This is a genomic window from Shinella sp. HY16, from assembly GCF_028534175.1.
Taxonomy (GTDB): Bacteria; Pseudomonadota; Alphaproteobacteria; order Rhizobiales; family Rhizobiaceae; genus Shinella.
The window spans coordinates 905,815-922,808 of record NZ_JAHYXL010000002.1; the positions used below are offsets into that span (position 1 = coordinate 905,815).

The window sequence follows — 16,994 nt, forward strand, 5'->3', positions numbered from 1 at the left end:
TCCCCGTCAAGCCTGGCTCCCCTCAGGCGCTGTCGCGCGGTGTCACGACAGATACTTAACATGCGAATTAATCTGGCAGGAAGTTTGATCGTTTGCAAGTCTATATTTGAAGCTGTGGTTTGTATATTGAACCGTTGGAATCCGTTCTGCTTTTCCGATCCAGGCTCCTTCAAGCGGAAGCGACCAAAGGGACGCGGCCGATAACCGGGGCACCCTTGACAGAAATCACCTCTTGATTAACGTGTTAATTAACTGCAATCCGGCACATCTGCCCCGGCGCATACGCGCGCCTATCGGCACAACATACCGACAAGACATTGCAAATCGCAGGGCAAGCATCGAGAAATGCGCAACGCAAACAGGGAGCAAGACATGGATAGCGAAGAATTCCGCCGGTGGTCGCGCACGGTAGCCGATTGGGGCGCCGACTACCGGGCGGGCCTGCGCGACCGGCCGGTGCGGGCGCAGACGAAGCCTGGCGACATCGCCAGGCAGATCGCCGATACGGCCCCGGAAGGGGGCGAGGCGATGGAGGCGATTTTCGCGGATTTCGAGCGCATCATCCCCGATGGCCTCACCCATTGGCAGCACCCGCGCTTCTTCGCCTACTTTCCTGCCAATGCCGCGCCCGTTTCGGTGATCGCCGATTATCTCGTCACCTCCGTCGCGGCCCAATGCATGCTCTGGCAGACGTCGCCCGCCGCCACCGAGCTTGAAACGCGGGTGGTCGACTGGCTGCGCCAGGCGCTCGGTCTGCCGGATGGCTTTTCCGGTGTGATCCAGGATTCCGCCTCCACCGCGACGCTCGCCGCCGTGCTGGTCATGCGCGAGAAGGCACTCGGCTGGAAGGGCAACAGCGAGGGACTGGCGGCGCACGGCGCGGTGCGCGTCTATGCCTCGAAACAGGTGCACACCTCGATCGACCGGGCGATCTGGATTGCCGGCATCGGCGAGGCGAACCTCGTGCGCATTCCGACCAAGGGGCCGCTCAACGGCATGGACCCCGAGGCGCTCGACGCCGCGATCCGCGCGGACCTTGCCGCCGGCCACGTCCCGGCCGGCATCATCGCCTGCACCGGCGGCACCTCCATCGGCGCCTGCGATCCGATCGGCGATGTGGCAACAGTGGCAAAGGCACATGGCCTCTACCTGCATGTCGATGCCGCCTGGGCGGGTTCGGCCATGATCTGCCCGGAATTCCGCAGCCTCTGGGAGGGCATCGAGGCCGCCGATTCCATCGTCTTCAATCCGCACAAATGGCTCGGCGCCAACTTCGACTGCTCGGTGCAGTTCATCCGCAGTCCCGAGGACCAGGTGCGCACGCTCGCCATCCAGCCGGAATACCTGAAGACGCACGGCCATGACGGCATCATCAACTATTCCGAATGGTCCGTACCGCTCGGACGGCGCTTTCGCGCGCTGAAACTGTGGTTCCTGATGCGCTATCATGGCCTTGAAGGCCTGCGCACGATGATCCGCAACCACGTCGCCTGGTCGAGGGAACTGGCGGAGCGGCTTGCCGGGGAGCCGGATTTCGAGATCGTCAGCGAACCTGTGCTCTCGCTCTTCTCCTTCCGCCACACGGGCGGCGCAGAGGCCGACCAGCACAATATCGCCCTCGTCAACGCCATCAACGACGACGGACGTATCTATCTGACACAGACCCGCGTCGATGGACGCATCGCCATCCGTTTCCAGGCTGGCCAGTTCGAGATGACCCGCGACGACGCGGACACCGCCTTCGCGGTCATTACGGAAATCGCCCGCTCGCTGACATGACATGCGTAGGAGCCCGGCGTGTCCTTACGGACAGCCGGGCTCCTACGCAAAATCGTGGGGACTTAAAGCTGGATCCAGGCCGTCTTCAGGTCGAGATACTTGTCCAGCGCGTGCAGGGATTTGTCGTGCCCGTTGCCGGACTGGCGCACGCCGCCGAGCGGCACCGCGTTGTCCGCCCCGCCATAGGTGTTGACATGCACGACACCAGCACGGATGCCGCGCACCATGCGATGCGCCCGTGACAGATTGGCTGTCCAGACGGCCGAGGCTAGGCCGAAGTCCGTGCCATTGGCGATGCGCAAGGCCTCATCCTCGCCGTCGAAGGGGATGATGGAGAGGATCGGTCCGAACACCTCCTCGCGGGCAAGCGTCATACCCGGCGCAACGTCGAAGACGGTCGGCTGCATGTAGAAGCCGCCGGTCTCGGCAAGGATACGCTTTCCACCAGTGCGCAGCCGGGCGCCCTCGGATAGCGCCTGTTCGGCAAAGCCGAGATTCTTGCCAAGTTGCGCCTCGCTGGAAATGGCACCGGCCTCGGTGGTCAGCAACAGCGGATCGCCGACCGCCATCGCCGCGGCAACCTCCGCCACCTTCTGCGAAAACGCCTCCGCAATGGAACGCTCGACGAGCAGCCGCGAACCGGCCACGCAGACCTGCCCCGAATTGCGGAAGATGCCATAGGCCGAGACCTTGGCCGCGCGGTCGAGGTCCGGCGCATCGGCGAAGACGACGTTCGGCGATTTACCACCGAGTTCAAGATAGACGCGCTTCAGGTTGGAGCGGGCGGAATATTCCAGGAGGCGCCGGCCAACGGGGCCGGAACCGGTAAAGACCAGCACGTCGATGTCCGGATGCAGCCCCATCGCCTCACCCGTAACCGCACCACGACCGGTCAAGACGTTCAGCACGCCTTCCGGCAGCCCCGCCTCGGCGCAAAGGGCAGCGAGGCGCAGCAGCGTCAACGAGGCGGCCTCCGCCGGCTTCAGCACGATGGAGTTGCCGGCAGCGAGCGCCGGGGCGATCTTCCAGGCGCCGATCATCAGCGGAAAGTTCCACGGCACGATGGCACCGACGACACCGACCGGCTCGCGGTGGACGAGGCCGAGGATGTCGCCGGCCGTCGGTGCGATCTCGCCATAGATCTTGTCGATCGCCTCGCCATAGTAACGGAACGTGCCGGCGGCGCTGCCGGGCTCGGCCTTCAGTGCCATGGAAATCTCGGTGCCGTTGTCCCGCACGCCGAGCACGGCAAGCTCCAGCGCGTGTTGCTCGATCAGGTCGGCGATCTTCAGCAGCACCCGCTTGCGCTCGGCCGGCGCCGCCTTTGCCCAGCGCCCCCTTTCGAAAGCGGTACGGGCGGCCTTTACCGCCCGGTCCACATCTGCCACACCGGCGTCGGCAATCGTCGTCAGCGTGCACCCGTCGATGGGCGAGACGACATCCAGCACCGCGCCATCCGCCGGGTCCTGCCAAATGCCGTTTATAAACAGCGCCTGCGGAGCGACCGCCAGATTGCGGAGTGCGTTGATCTTTTCCTGCATGGTCTTTCCTCAAAGGGCAGGTGGCGCCGAAGCGCCACCCCTGGTCTCACACTTCCCGGCGGACGCCGAGCCGGGCAAAGGCGCCGGCATCGCCCGCCTTCAGGCGCAGGGCGCAAAGGAGGCCGATGATCGCGGCAATCAGCACAAGGCCCGGCAGGAACACGGCAAGCGGTCCCTCCGCACCGGCCAGGGCGCCGAAGTTCGTTGCGATATAGAACACCAGCGCCAGCAGGATGAGGCCCGTCAATACCGGCAGCACGGTCGTGACGATCCGGTTGCCTTCGAGGCCCGGATTGCGGCCGAAGAAGGCGACGATGGCGAAGGCAGTCAGCGCCATCAGGAGAATGATCGCCAGCGTGCCGACATTGGTGAGCCAGGAGAACAGCGCCAGCACCGGATCCTGCCCCGTGAAGGCGAAGAGCGCCACGACGAGGACGGCGATGATCGTTTGCACGACCGAGCCGGCATGCGGGCTCTGGAACACCGGATGGGTGACGCCGAGCGCCTTGGGCAGCAGACCTTCGCGGCCGGCGACATAGAGATAGCGGGCAACGCCATTGTGGAAGGCGACGACGCCGGCAAAGAGGCTGGTGATGAAGAGAATGCTCATGATGGTGGTGATGCCGCCGCCGACATAGCGATCCGCGAGGCCGAAGAGGAAGGTGGTCGGATCGGCAAGGCCCTGGATTTCCGGCACCAGCTTGTCGACGCCCGCGCCGTTGACCATCAGCCAGGAGGTCAGCATGTAGAAGAGGCCGATGATCAGCACGGAGATGTAGGTGGCGCGCGGCACGGTCTTTTCTGGCTCGCGGGCCTCCTCGCTGTAGATGGTCGTCGCCTCGAAGCCGATGAAGGCGGCAAAGCAGAACAGGATGCCAATGGCCGGCGTCCCCGAGAAGAAGGCTGACGGCGTAAAGGGCGCAGCGGAAAGGCCACTGTCGCCGCCCTTTACGAGGATGGCCGCATCGATGACCAGCACGACCAGATATTCGAGCACGACGAGCACGGCGAGCACGCGGGCGGAAAAGTCCACCCGCCGGTAGCCGAAGACCGCAACGAGGGCGATGCCGATATAGGTCCAGACCCACCAGGGCAGGTCGAGGCCATAGCCGGCGAAAAAGCCGGCCGTTGCCGCCCCAAACAGGCCGAAGACGCCGATCTGCATGGCATTGTAGGCGAGGATGGCAATCAGTGCGGCAGCGCCGCCGGCGAGACCGCCGAGGCCCTGCGCCGTATAAGCATAGAAGGCGCCGGCATTGCTGATATGCCGGGCCATGGCGACATAGCCGATGGCAAAGAGCAGCAGCACCGTCGTTACGAAGGCGAAGGTCAGCGGAATGCCTGGGCCGTTGCCCAGCATCATCGACAGCGGCACGCCGCCAGCAACCGCCGTCAGCGGCGCAGCCGCGGAGACGACGAGGAATGTGACAGCCCCGACACCGAGGCTGTTCTTGCGCAACTGGTTCGCGCCGCCAGACGGCACGCTGTGTTCTGTCATGATCTTGCTCCCATCCTGGCGGCTGCCCTCATGCATCCGGCGGCCGCGTGTCCGATGCCGCGCCAAAAGCGACGGCGGTTCCCACGAAACATTTTCCTTGTGGTTCATTATTTGAACCGTTATTTTAATTATAGATTTGCAAAAGCCAGTTCCGGCGTCAAGTTATTTCTCATGTTAAGTATCTCGACTTGTCGGGCGTGCGAAACAGGAGCGGTAACGGAGAGGACGAACGTTCGCAGGAGACTGGCATTACACTGCGGAGCGCATGCATGAGCACCATCGGAAAGGCCCTTTCCCTCCTCGATCTGATTTCCGAGCTCGACAAGGATATCGGCCTCAGCGACCTCGCGCGGCTTTCCGCACTCGACAAGGCGACCGCGCGACGCTTTCTCGTGGAACTCGAAAAGCACGGCTTCGTGGAACAGGACGAAGATACGCGCCGTTATCGCCTCGGCGCGGCGCCCATCCGGCTGGCGCGCCTTCGCCGGGCGCGTTTCCCCTTCGTCGCCGTGGCTGCCCCTTTCGCCAAGGCGCTGGCGGAACAGGCCGGCGAGACGGTGCACTTCTCGGAGTTTTCCGGCGGGCGGCTCTCCACCATTCATGTTGAGGATTCGTCGCAGGCCCACCGTGTGATCGTCGAACCCGGGGCTGTGTTGCCCCTCCATGCCACCGCCTCGGGTCTCGCCTATCTCGCCTTCCTTCCGCCCGACGAGATCGACCGCGCGCTGGCGCGGCCGCTGGAACGCTTTTCAGCCGAGACCGTCACCGACGCCGGAGCCGTGCGCACGCTCCTGCGTGAAACGCTGGAGCGTGGCTATTCGATCAGCCAGCAGGGGTTCGAGATCGGCGTCATCAGCGCCGCAGCACCGATCCTGACACCCGGCGGGCGGCCAGTGGGCGCGCTCGCCGTGGCAGCGCCGACCGCGCGCGCCGACCTTGCCCGCATGCAGGAGATCGGCCGGAAGGTCGCCACCGCCGCCCGCGGCATTGCGGAGAAATATTATGGCAACCGGACCTGACAGACGACAGGCCGTCTATCGCCGCCCGCGTGGCCGCGTCGCCAGCACATTGCGGATCGCGAAGCTCGAATGGATGCGTGAGACGCCCGGCATGGCCGAGAGGATTTCCTTGTGGATGCGCTCGAACTCGCCGGCATTGGCCACCTCGACACGCAGCAGGTAATCCGAACCGCCCGTCATCAGGAAACATTCGCGGATTTCCGGGTGCTTGCGCACCGCCGCCTCGAAGCGGTCGAGGTGGTCCTCCGTCTGTCGTTCCAGCGTGATGTTGATGATGACGGCGATCGTCGCCTCGACATTCGATGTGTCCACCAGCGCGGTATAGCCGCGAATGACACCCGCCTTTTCCATCAGCTTGATCCGGCGGAGGCAGGCAGACGGCGACAGGCCGACATCGGCCGCAAGGCTGGCATTGCTCATGCGCGCATCGAGCCGCAGGAGCCGGAGGATGTTGCGGTCGATCGCATCGAGGGCAGCCATGGCAGATCATTCCAAATCGTCATCGTTTCGTTCAAAAATCATGCTTTGGCACAACAATCAATCGCTGTTTCCTCGGTAATTTCATGATCGTTTCACTAGGCTTCGCACACTTGAGGGGGCTTGGGATGGACGGTGGATTGCAAAGCAACAGAAGCGGCGCTACGGCGGTGATCGACGGTGCATCAGGCTATCTGAGCATCGATCTCGGCGCCCTCGCCCGCAACTACGAAAAGCTTGCCGCAGAGGTCGCCCCGGCACGCGCTGCGGCCGTCGTCAAGGCAGATGCCTACGGGCTCGGCGCCGGCGAGGTAGCAGCAAAACTCTACGCCCACGGCTGCCGGCATTTCTTCGTTGCCCAGTTCGTCGAAGCGCGTCGCCTGCGCCCGCTTCTGGCGGCCGATGCCACGGTCTTCGTGCTGAACGGCCTGCAGCCCGGCAACGAAAGTGCCTGCGCCCGCGAAAACATCGTGCCGGTCGTCAATTCGCTGGAGCAGTGGCATGCGTGGAGCGGCACCGCGAAAGCCTTCGGCCGCACGCTGCCGGCGGTGCTGCAGTTCGACACCGGCATGTCCCGCCTCGGCGTGCCACCGGAGGAGCGCGCGGCGCTCGCCAGCCTCGTCACTGCCGGTGGCGGCATCGACGTCCTGTTCCTGATGAGCCACCTTGCCTCCGCCGACGACCCCGCCAGCGGGCAGAACGGCGACCAGCGCGCCGAGATGGATCGCGTGGCGGCGGAATTTCCCGCCTACGACGTCTGCTTTGCCAATTCGGGCGGCATCTTCCTCGGCAAAGACTATCACGGCGTGCTCGCCCGTCCCGGTATCGCGCTCTATGGTGGCGCGCCGACCGGCGGGTGGGCGAACCCGATGGAACCGGTCGTCAGTCTCGACGTTGCCGTGGTGCAGACCCGCAGCGTGCCCCCGGGCACACGCGTCGGCTACAGCGCCACCCATGTCACGGCCGGCCCGACACGCCTTGCCACCATCGCCGCCGGCTATGCCGACGGCCTGCCGCGCAGCCTCTCGGGCCGCGGCGCCGCCTATTGCGACGGCGTGCGCCTGCCCATAGTCGGCCGCGTATCAATGGACAGCATCACCATCGACATCTCCGCCCTGCCGGAGGGGCGCCTTGCCCTGGGCAGCCGCGTCGAAATCCTCGGCCCGCACCAGAGCCTGGAGGACGTGGCGCGCGATGCCGGCACCATCGCCTATGAAATCCTGACCGGCCTCGGTCACCGTTACCAGCGGCAATACCGCTGAGCCTGTTTCTTCCCCAATGAGGACATCATGAAAGTCATCGTTCTCGGCGCCGGCATCGTCGGCGTCACCTCGGCCTACCAGCTTGCCCGTGCCGGCCACGAGGTCACGGTCGTCGATCGCCAGCCCGGCCCCGCACTGGAGACGAGCTTTGCCAATGCCGGCGAGGTCTCCTTCGGCTATTGCTCGCCCTGGGCCGCCCCCGGCATTCCGATGAAGGCGATGAAGTGGCTGTTCATGCAGCATGCGCCGCTGATCCTGCGCCCCAAGGTCGATATGGCCATGCTTTCCTGGATGACGCAGATGCTGCGCAACTGCACCTCGGCGCGCTATGCCCTCAACAAGAGCCGCATGCTGCGCCTTGCCGACTACAGCCGCATCTCGCTCGCCGCGTTGCGCGAGGAGACGGGTATCGCCTACGACGAACGCATGCAGGGCACGTTGCAGCTCTTCCGCACCGAAGCCCAGCTCGACGCCTCGGCCAAGGACGTCAAGGCGCTCGCCGCCGACGGCATTCCCTACGAAGTGCTGGATCCCGAAGGCTGCATCCGCGTCGAACCGGCGCTGAAGCATGTGCGCGAAAAGATCGTTGGCGGCCTTTTGACCCCGAAGGACGAGACCGGCGACTGCTTCAAGTTCGCCAATGCGCTGGCCGCAAAGGCCGAGGCGCTCGGCGTGCGCTTCAACTACGGCAGCATCATCCGGGGGCTCGACGTGGAAGGGGGCCGTGTGCGCGGCGTTGTTACCGCCCATGGAGTGCTCACGGCCGATGCCGTTGTCGTCGCCCTCGGCAGCTTCTCGCCACTGCTCGTCCGTCCGCACGGCATCCGCCTGCCGGTCTATCCGGTCAAGGGCTATTCGCTGACGATCCCGATCACCGACGCCACGCGCGCGCCGGAATCGACCGTGATGGACGAAACCTACAAGATCGCCATCACACGGCTCGGCGACCGCATCCGCGTCGGCGGCATGGCGGAAATCTCCGGCTACACCAACGATCTTGGCGAGCCTCGCCGCCTGACGCTGCAGCACTCCGTGACCGATCTTTTCCCCGGTGGCGACGTGTCGAAGGCAAGCTTCTGGTCAGGTCTTCGCCCAATGACACCGGACGGCACGCCCGTCATCGGCCCGACGAAGGTCGCCGGCCTCTACCTCAACACCGGCCACGGCACGCTCGGCTGGACGATGAGCTCCGGCTCGGCCCGCGTTGTCGCAGACCTCGTTTCGGGCAGGAAGCCCGAGATCGATGCCACCGACCTTGCCGTCGCGCGCTACGCCTGAGGCCCTTGCGGACCCCGATCGCGCCGTTCAGGAAGGACGGCGTGTCGGGACCGGCACGTCATCCGCGATGTCGGTAGCCCAGGTGCTGATCGCACGGATCTGGGCCGGTATCTGGTCCTGCAGATAGGTCTCGTGGCCTGGCAGGCCCATCGGATACAGCGCATCCCGGCTCGCTTCATAGGCCGCGCTCTTGTCGGTGCAGAGGCGGATGCGCATGTCCTCCGGTGCGACATCGGCCCGGTTCTGCAGGTTTTCCAGAAGCCCCGCATTGGAAGACAGGCGACCGTCAAAGGCCTGCGTCAGATATTGAGCGGATCGCTCGTTGCGTTCCCGCTCGGTCGTCGCACCGAGAATGACCACCATCACGCGCCGTCCGTTGCGCGTCGCCAAGCCCACGAAATTGCGCCCGGAGGCGCAGAGGAAGCCAGTCTTCATCCCGACCGTACCGTTGAAGCGGGTCAAAAGCAGATTGTTGGACTTGATCTCCTTGCCGTCGATCGAAACGGCGGACGCCAGGAAGAAGCGGCGATACTCCGGAAACAGCCGGTCCACTTCCATGCCCAGCAGCGCAAGGTCGCGGGCGGTCGTATAGTTCTTCCGGTCGAACAGGCCGTTCGGGTTGGAAAAATGCGTACCTGTGAGCCCGATACGAGCGGCCGTCTCATTCATGCGCTGCACGAAGGAGGCTTCGTCGGAGGCCACCGCTTCCGCCAGGGCGACGGCGACGTCGTTCGCCGATGCGGTGATCATGGCGAAGAGCGCGTCTTCCAGGGTCATCGTGCGCCCAAGGACCAGGCCGGATTCCAGGAAAGCCTGTTTCGTCGCGTTGCGGGACATGACGACCGGCGTCGTCAGGTTCACCTCACCGGCGCGGATGGCTTCGAACACCACGAGCGCGGACATGAGCTTGGTCGTCGAGGCAGGATACCAGGGTACCCCGGCATCCTCCTCATGCAGGACCTGATGATTGTCGGCATCCACGACGAGCACCGGCGTTGCGTTTGCCGCCACCCCCATGAAAAGCGACGCAGCAAGCACCAGGCTCTTCCATGGTCGTCCGGTCATTGTGTTCTTGATCATGTACCAGTCTCCGCAGGAAGACGCCCTAATGCCATGATGCAGACCGGAAAGACAAGGGTTTGCAGCGGCGCGAAACCGCGCAGGGGGCTCAAGGTTTTCGCATGGCCTGCCGAGAACCGTGTGGCCGCTATACCGCCGGTGGGTGGCGGGCCTCCTGCGAGGCGGAGGGAAAGATTACAATCCGGTCATGATCTGCGGACCACCTCGATGCCGCATGAAAAATCATAAGCATTTGAGCAGAAACAACTCTTTACGGAAATCCGCAACGCGCACGCCTCGATCCGGGCGATAGTTTGGCAAAATCGCCGCCCGGAACTTTATTTAATTGTAACATGACCCTCCCCGCCTGCCGGGCCTATAGATGATGCCAGGCTGGATGCCGCCGGCGGATGAAAAGCCGCGACGCGACGGCACCGGACAGCCTGATCGGAAAGACACCCGGACCACGAAGACGAGACCGGCCGCCCTGCACCTGCGGCCCGGTTTCGTGCGCTCCGGCGCCGGCCCTGCGGGCACCGGAGCGCTGAACAAAGGACGACAATCATGACCAGGATCATCGAAAGACACCGCGTTGCAGCGCTTCTCGGCGTTGCTCTTCTCGTGCTGCCGATCGCCGCTTCCAGCCTCGTTGGCACCCGGCCGGCCCAGGCCGCCGCCGCCCAAGGCTCTGGCACGGCCCTTGCGCAAGGCTCCTTCGCCGCGATCGTTTCAGCCGACAAGCCCGCCGTCGTCACCATCACCACGACATTGAAGGCGGAGAACGCCTCCGCCGACGGCATCTCCCCCTTCGGCGGCACTTCGCCCTTCGATCAGCAGTTCCGCGACTTCTTCGGTGAACGGCAAATGCCGATGCCGGAGCAGCGGCCGAGCGGCAAGGCCGAGGCACTCGGCTCCGGCTTCATCCTGACGGGCGACGGCTACATCGTCACCAACAATCACGTCATCGACAAGGCGAGCACGATCAGGGTGACGCTGGACGATGGCACGGAACTGCCCGCAAAACTTGTCGGCGCCGACCCGAAATCCGACCTTGCCGTGCTGAAGATCGACAGCGGCAAGTCGCTCGCCACGATCGCCTGGGGAGAATCGGACAAGCTGCGCGCCGGCGACCCGATCCTTGCCATCGGCAATCCTTTCGGCATCGGCACGACCGTGACGGCCGGCATCGTCTCGGCCCGTGGCCGCGACCTGCACAGCGGGCCCTATGACGACTTCATCCAGATCGACGCGCCGATCAACCACGGCAACTCCGGCGGCCCGCTCGTCGGCGCCGACGGCACGGTCGTCGGCATCAACACGGCGATCTATTCGCCGAACGGCGGCAGCGTCGGCGTCGGCTTCGCCATTCCGTCCGATCAGGCGCAGCGGGTGGTCGCAAGGCTGATGAAGGACGGTTCGATCGAGCACGGTTTCATCGGCGTGCAGATCCAGCCGGTGACTTCGGATGTCGCCGATGCGATTGGCCTTGCAAAACCCGCAGGCGCGCTGGTGGCGAAGGTCGATGAAGGCACCCCGGCTGCCGCAGCCGGCATCCGGTCCGGCGACGTCATCACTATGCTCGACGGCAAGGCGGTGAACTCGCCACGCGAACTCTCGCGCATCGTTGCCGACCTTGCACCGGGCACGAAGGAAGGCGTCACCGTCTGGCGCGACGGCAGCGACAAAAACCTGTCTATCACCATCGGCAATAATGACGACGGCGATCGCCAGGTCCTCGCCGATGCCGGCGGCAAATCGGGCGAAGCCGCCCAGCGCGTGCCGACGATCGGTGTCCAGCTCGGCGACCTCACCGCCGACATGCGCCAGTCGCTCGGCCTGCCGAAGGGCGAAAGCGGCGCGGTTGTGGAAGGCGTGAACCCCGACAAGCCTGCCGCCGAGATGGGCCTCCAGCCCGGCGACGTCATCCTCTCGGTGAACCAGAAGCCCGTCACCTCGGCACGCGAGGCGAAGGCCGCCGTCGCCGAAGCCGGCAAGGCGGGCCGCAAGGCCGTTCTACTGCTGGTGCAGCGCCAGGACGAGCAAAGCTTCGTCACCGTCCCCTTCGCTGCGGGTTGACGCGGCAAAGTCTCCGCTGGCGCCGTCTGGCTCTGTGCCGGGCGGCACCGGCCTGTCGTGCGACGTCAATGGCGGGCGCCTGCCAAGGCTGCCCGCCACGATGCATGAATAGCTGGCGGGCCCGGTTCAGGCCAGCGATGCCTGGCGCGTCTCCGCATCGATCAGCAGGGCGGCAACCGCGGCAGCGACCAGAAGGCCGGCGAAAATGCCAATGGCAAGACCGAAGCTTTGTTCCACGACCAGTCCCGTCAGGGACGGCGCCAGAAGGCCGCCGAGACGGGCCACCGCACCCGCCGTGCCCATGCCTGTCGCCCGCGAGGCTGTCGGGTAGAGTTCAGGGGTAAAGGCATAGAGTGCACCCCAGGTGCCGAGCAAGGCAAAGCTCATGAGCAGCAGGGAGGCGCCGATCAGCGTGCCCGTGCCGGCCACGACGAACAGCAGGCATCCCAGCGCCGAGAGCAGGCAGAAGCCCGTCAGCGTCGGCCGCCGGCCCCATTTTTCCACACCATAGGCGGCCAGCGCATAACCGGGGATCTGCGCCAGCGCGAGAAAGACGAGGAAGCCGTAACCGCGGACGAAGCCGAAGCCCTCGCCTGCAAGCCTCGGCGGCAGCCAGGTGAAGACGCCGTAATAGGAGACGGAGACCAGGAACCAGATTATCAGGATCATCAGGCTGCGCTGGCGCAGATCCGCACCGAAGATGCCGGACCGCCCGGTGCTGGGAAGCGATACCAGCGACGCATCCGCCGCCAGTGGCGTCTTGCCGTTGGCAACGAGGATCCCGTCGAGAACGGCCTTCGCCTCCCGTATCTTCCCGAGGCGCAGGAGATAGAGCGGTGATTCCGGCACCAGAAAGCGCAGGCCGATACCCAGCAGCGCCGGGATTGCCGTCGCTGCGAAGATGTAGCGCCAGCCGTCAGCCATGCCCGCAAGGCTGACGGCCCAGGCGACAAGCGCGACAAGGAGCGTGCCGACGGCCCAGAACCCCTCGAGCATGACCAGCCAGCGGCCGCGGTTTCGCGCCGGCAGGAACTCCGCCATCATCGCATAATCGACCGGCAGCGTGCCACCCACAGCAACCCCGGTGAGGAAACGCAGAACGAGCAGGATGGTGAAATCGGGCGCGAAGACGGAGAGCGTGCCGAAGAGAGCATCGCAGGCGACCGTGACGATCAGGACCCGCCGACGGCCGATGCGGTCCGCAAGCCGGCCGAAACCGGCGGCGCCGAGAAGCATGCCGAAGAAGAAAAGCGTGCCGGTCTGCAAGGCCTGCGGAACGGTGAGATCGAAGGTGGCGGCAATGGAGGCGGCCGTGAAGCCGACTGCAAGGACCTGCATCGCATCGGCAGTCCAGACCAGCCCGAAGATCGCCAGAAGCCGCCGCTGGTAGGCGCCGGCGCCGGCGCGGTCGAGTACGTCGTCCACGGTGATGGTGGTCATTCGGCCGCTCTCCGCATGTGCAGTCCCCTTGCGATGGTAGCGGCACCTTAGTCGCACGCCCGGATCTGCGAAATTGCTTGCGGGCAGAAATCCACCGGGAAGACAGACGGTAGGCAGCATAATTTAATAGCGTTGACTAATTGATTAGTATCGGCTATTTGATTCGCATGATCCAGGCAGAAACCATCACCACCGTCATGCGCGCCCTTGCCGACCCCACCCGCAGGGCCGTGTTCGAGCGCATCGTCCATTCCGATGAGATTACGGTCGTCGAACTGACGCGCAGCAGCACTGTCACGCAGGGTGCCATTTCCCAGCATCTCAAGGCGCTGAAAAAGGCCGGCCTCGTCAGCGAGCGCCCGGAGGGCCGAAATGTCTATTACCGCGCCGAGCCCGGCGGACTGGAGCCCTTGGCGGACTGGATGAGCCACTACGGCGTCTTCTGGCGCGAACGCTTCACCAATCTGAGAACCCTGCTGAAGGAAATCGACCCATGAACCAGACCGCCAATCCGGACATGCAGGCCATCGTGCTCGACGAAGTCTTCCCGCATGCGCCCGATGTCATCTGGAAAGCGCTGACCAGCGGCGACCTGATCGGCCGCTGGCTGATGGCCCCGCAGGGTTTTGCACCCGTGATCGGCAACCGTTTCACCTTTCAGACGGTCGCCGCCGGTGCCTGGGACGGCACCATCCATTGCGAAATCCTGGAGATCGTGCCGAATGAGCAGCTCTCCTATGCCTGGCGGGGCGGCGACGAGCGCAACGAGGGCTATGGCTCGAAACTGGAAACCGTCGTCACCTTCAGCCTGATCGCAGCCGAGGCGGGCACACGCCTTCGCCTCACCCATTCCGGCTTCCAGCTTCCGAAAAACGACACCGCCTATCGCAACATGAGCGAAGGCTGGAAGAAGGTGGTGAGAAAACTCGACGCTGTCGTCACCGAAGTCGCCACCGCAGAGCAACAGCATTGAGAGAACGGGAGAACGCCATGCCCATGTCCTACACGGGCGGCTGCGCTTGCGGTGCGGTCCGCTATGAAATCTCGGGCGAACCGGCTGCCATGGTCGATTGCCAGTGCCGACAGTGCCAGCGCGACAGCGGCACCGGCCATCAATCGCACCTGACCTTTGTCGCGGCCGAGGTGAAGGTCACGGGCGAGGCCTCCCACTGGCAGACGGTCGGGGATGGCGGAACCGTCAAGCGCCGCGGCTTCTGTCCCACCTGCGGCGCGCCCGTCTACCTGCGCTTTCCCGACATGCCCGATGTCTTCATCGTCACACCGGCGAGCCTCGACGACCCCGGCCGCTACCGGCCGCAACTCGTCTCCTGGACCGCTGCAGGCCATGCCTGGGACCATCTCGACCCGGCTTTGCCCAAATTCGACCGGATGCCGCCGGCGTAAAGGCCCCTACGGATACGGCAGCTAGCGGCGGGCACGGTCCGGAGCTTGAAATCGCCTGCGACAGATGGCATATTTCAAGCGACATATGACGTGGAGAAGAGGTATGGCCGTCGCGGCAAAGGCAATCCCGGCAGCAGCCGGTGGCGAGTTGCAGAAAATCGAAGCCCTGCTCGGCGGCTCGCGCATCCTGTCGCGCCGCCTGACCAATGCGCTCGACGCCCATGAACTGCTGCTGCACGGCTTGCCCGCCTCGGCACTCGATCACCTTGTCGGCAGCCTCGTCTTCATCGGCAAGAACGAGTCGCTCGAAAAGGCCGTGGGCATGAGCCTGCGCACCTGGCAGCGGCGGAAGGACACGCCCTCCAAGCCACTCAGCCTGGAACAGAGCGGACGGACGTGGAAATTCGCCGAGATCCTGGCAAAGGCGACCGATATCTTCGGATCGCAGGCGGAAGCCGAGCAATGGCTGGAGCGGCCGGCCATCGGGCTTGACCAGCGTCGTCCCATCGACCTTCTCGGCACGCCTGCCGGCGTGGAGCTCGTCGAGGACCATCTCGACCGTCTGGAATACGGCGTCTACGCATGACCTTTCTGCCCATTGCGCTCGGCGGGAGCGAGCTGGTCGCCTGGCGGCTCGATCAGGCCATCCATGCGCCGACCTGGGACAGCGGCGAAGGCGCCTACCGCGTCGGCGGCCGCTGGAACAGCAAGGGCACACGCGCTGTCTATTGCTCGCTCGATCCTGCCACGGCCATTCTCGAAGTGGCGGTCCACAAGGGGTTTCGGGCACTCGACACCGTCGCGCACCGCATGACGGCCGCCGTCATCGCCGATATCGGCGATGTCCACATCGTCGACCCGGAAACGGTGCCCAACCCCAACTGGCTACGCCCCGGCATTCCCGGCGCGGGTCAACAGGCCTTCGGCGATGATCTCCTCCGGCGGCACCGCTTCGTTGCCATTCCAAGCGCGGTCTCGCCGCACAGCTGGAACCTGATCTTTCTCGCCGGTGCTGCCCCCGGCGCATACACCCTGAAATTCCAGGAAGGCTTTGCCCTCGACACGAGACTGCATCCATCGACAGCGTGAAGCCGATTTCAGGAGGCTGGGGAACCATGAACACACCCGCGGAAGAGCCGAAGCCGACGGCCGTCAGGGCAACGCGCCTGACGATCCTCTGCCGTGGTGCGACCGCGGCCAACCAGCAATCCCGCTTTTTCTCCGATGCTCCGCTCTTGCCCAAGGAGCGGGTTCGATTGGGCAACCGGGCCCAAAACCTCGGCCGGTTCACCTCCGTGCTGCATGCACCCGAGTATTCTGCGGCCGAAACAGCCGCCGCCTTCTCTCCAGGCGCAGCAGCATGCCTCGCGCTCCGGGATGTCGATTACGGACGGTGGAACGGCCGGACGGTGGCGGAGGTAGCGGAAGAATCATCGCAGGATCTCCAGTGCTGGATGTCTGATCCATCCTCCACTCCGCATGGCGGTGAAACCCTGCAGGCGGTGCAGGACCGGGCCGTGGCCTGGCTGGACCAGCTTCCTGCAGAAGGTGGGCACATGCTCGCCGTGACCCATGCCATTGTCCTGAAACTGCTCTTCCTGCATGTGGTCGGCGCCCCGCTGACCTCGATCTGGCGCATCGACGTCGAGCCGCTCGGACTGCTGGCTCTGACCAGCGATGGAAGACGCTGGGCGCTCAGAAGCTTCGGCGCGGAGCTGCCGGACGGGTCGCCGCAGACCGGCTGACCCGCCCGGGCTGGTGTTCAGCCGTCAGGCGCGATCGGCGCGATAGGCGACGCAGTCGATCTCGACCCGGCAATCGACCATCATGCGCGACTGGACGCAGGCGCGCGCCGGCGGGTTCTTGCCGAAATATTCGGCATAGACGCCATTGAAGCTCCAGAAATCGCGCGGATCGTCGAGCCAGACACCGATGCGCACGATATCCTCCAGGCCGTAGCCGGCCTCGTCGAGAATGGCGATCATGTTCTCAATGGCCTTGCGGCTTTCTGCGACGATGCCGCCGGAGACGATCTCCCCCTTCTCCATCGGCACCTGGCCGGAGACATAGAGCCAGCCGGCAGCTTCGGTGGCGCGGGCGAAGGGCAGCGGCTGGCCGCCAGCACCGGTTTCCCCGGCACCGTAACGTTTGATCGTCATGG

The 16,994-nt window shown here is 64.9% G+C and carries 17 protein-coding genes; 11 read left to right on the top strand and 6 right to left on the bottom strand.

Annotated elements, in window-relative coordinates:
- Positions 1-372 precede the first annotated feature (372 nt).
- Entirely contained in the window at positions 373-1,779 is a 1,407-nt protein-coding gene (locus K0P03_RS24705) for a pyridoxal phosphate-dependent decarboxylase family protein (protein ID WP_272790863.1), read from the top strand.
- A 62-nt stretch (positions 1,780-1,841) separates the two neighbouring features.
- Here the strand turns inward: K0P03_RS24705 and K0P03_RS24710 are convergent, their stop codons facing one another.
- Together K0P03_RS24710 and K0P03_RS24715 are read right to left on the bottom strand one after the other, a co-directional pair.
- Positions 1,842-3,320: an aldehyde dehydrogenase gene (locus tag K0P03_RS24710; RefSeq protein WP_272790864.1), complete on the bottom strand. Its 1,479-nt coding sequence runs from the start codon at positions 3,318-3,320 to the stop codon at positions 1,842-1,844.
- Positions 3,321-3,366: 46 nt separating this feature from the next.
- Entirely contained in the window at positions 3,367-4,818 is a 1,452-nt protein-coding gene (locus K0P03_RS24715; RefSeq protein ID WP_272790865.1) for an APC family permease, read from the bottom strand.
- 269 nt (positions 4,819-5,087) lie between these two features.
- On the opposite strand from K0P03_RS24715, the gene K0P03_RS24720 reads away from it, so the two are divergent.
- The gene (locus K0P03_RS24720; RefSeq protein WP_272790866.1) at positions 5,088-5,837 is read left to right on the top strand and encodes an IclR family transcriptional regulator; all 750 of its coding nucleotides are present in this window, start codon (positions 5,088-5,090) and stop codon (positions 5,835-5,837) included.
- A gap of 15 nt (positions 5,838-5,852) precedes the next feature.
- Here the strand turns inward: K0P03_RS24720 and K0P03_RS24725 are convergent, their stop codons facing one another.
- Positions 5,853-6,317: an Lrp/AsnC family transcriptional regulator gene (locus tag K0P03_RS24725; RefSeq protein WP_023512977.1), complete on the bottom strand. Its 465-nt coding sequence runs from the start codon at positions 6,315-6,317 to the stop codon at positions 5,853-5,855.
- 125 nt (positions 6,318-6,442) lie between these two features.
- Between K0P03_RS24725 and alr the strand changes: the two genes are divergently transcribed.
- Together alr and K0P03_RS24735 are read left to right on the top strand one after the other, a co-directional pair.
- Entirely contained in the window at positions 6,443-7,576 is a 1,134-nt protein-coding gene (alr, locus tag K0P03_RS24730) for an alanine racemase (RefSeq protein ID WP_272790867.1), read from the top strand.
- A gap of 27 nt (positions 7,577-7,603) precedes the next feature.
- Positions 7,604-8,854 carry a D-amino acid dehydrogenase gene (locus K0P03_RS24735; RefSeq protein ID WP_130517737.1) on the top strand — a complete coding sequence of 417 codons (1,251 nt, stop codon included), beginning with the start codon at positions 7,604-7,606 and terminating at the stop codon, positions 8,852-8,854.
- Positions 8,855-8,881: 27 nt separating this feature from the next.
- Here the strand turns inward: K0P03_RS24735 and K0P03_RS24740 are convergent, their stop codons facing one another.
- Positions 8,882-9,934: a D-alanyl-D-alanine carboxypeptidase family protein gene (locus K0P03_RS24740; protein ID WP_245462219.1), complete on the bottom strand. Its 1,053-nt coding sequence runs from the start codon at positions 9,932-9,934 to the stop codon at positions 8,882-8,884.
- Between the two features lie 543 nt (positions 9,935-10,477).
- On the opposite strand from K0P03_RS24740, the gene K0P03_RS24745 reads away from it, so the two are divergent.
- Positions 10,478-11,989: a DegQ family serine endoprotease gene (locus K0P03_RS24745; protein WP_272790868.1), complete on the top strand. Its 1,512-nt coding sequence runs from the start codon at positions 10,478-10,480 to the stop codon at positions 11,987-11,989.
- Between the two features lie 126 nt (positions 11,990-12,115).
- Here the strand turns inward: K0P03_RS24745 and K0P03_RS24750 are convergent, their stop codons facing one another.
- On the bottom strand, positions 12,116-13,429 hold the full coding sequence (locus K0P03_RS24750; RefSeq protein WP_272790869.1) for an MFS transporter: 1,314 nt from the start codon (positions 13,427-13,429) through the stop codon (positions 12,116-12,118).
- A gap of 167 nt (positions 13,430-13,596) precedes the next feature.
- Here K0P03_RS24750 and K0P03_RS24755 point away from each other — a divergent pair, with 167 nt between their 5' ends.
- The 6 genes from K0P03_RS24755 (at position 13,597) to K0P03_RS24780 (ending at position 16,578) form a co-directional block, all read left to right on the top strand.
- Positions 13,597-13,926 carry an ArsR/SmtB family transcription factor gene (locus tag K0P03_RS24755; RefSeq protein ID WP_050745645.1) on the top strand — a complete coding sequence of 110 codons (330 nt, stop codon included), beginning with the start codon at positions 13,597-13,599 and terminating at the stop codon, positions 13,924-13,926.
- Positions 13,923-14,402, top strand: a complete 480-nt coding sequence (locus K0P03_RS24760; protein WP_272790870.1) for an SRPBCC family protein — start codon at positions 13,923-13,925, stop codon at positions 14,400-14,402. Before K0P03_RS24755 ends, K0P03_RS24760 begins: the two co-directional genes overlap by 4 nt.
- A gap of 17 nt (positions 14,403-14,419) precedes the next feature.
- Positions 14,420-14,833 (top strand): GFA family protein, encoded by a 414-nt coding sequence (locus K0P03_RS24765; RefSeq protein ID WP_272790871.1) that lies wholly within the window; start codon positions 14,420-14,422, stop codon positions 14,831-14,833.
- A 103-nt stretch (positions 14,834-14,936) separates the two neighbouring features.
- Positions 14,937-15,419 carry a type II RES/Xre toxin-antitoxin system antitoxin gene (gene parS / locus K0P03_RS24770; RefSeq protein ID WP_023512886.1) on the top strand — a complete coding sequence of 161 codons (483 nt, stop codon included), beginning with the start codon at positions 14,937-14,939 and terminating at the stop codon, positions 15,417-15,419.
- Positions 15,416-15,922 (top strand): RES family NAD+ phosphorylase, encoded by a 507-nt coding sequence (locus tag K0P03_RS24775; RefSeq protein WP_023512887.1) that lies wholly within the window; start codon positions 15,416-15,418, stop codon positions 15,920-15,922. Before parS ends, K0P03_RS24775 begins: the two co-directional genes overlap by 4 nt.
- Positions 15,923-15,948: 26 nt before the next feature.
- A complete protein-coding gene (locus tag K0P03_RS24780) occupies positions 15,949-16,578 on the top strand; it encodes a histidine phosphatase family protein (protein ID WP_272790872.1) in 630 nt (209 codons plus the stop codon).
- Positions 16,579-16,602: 24 nt separating this feature from the next.
- Here K0P03_RS24780 and K0P03_RS24785 read toward each other — a convergent pair whose 3' ends face one another.
- Positions 16,603-16,992, bottom strand: coding sequence for a RidA family protein (locus K0P03_RS24785; RefSeq protein WP_023512889.1), 390 nt, complete (start codon positions 16,990-16,992; stop codon positions 16,603-16,605).
- Positions 16,993-16,994 lie beyond the last annotated feature (2 nt).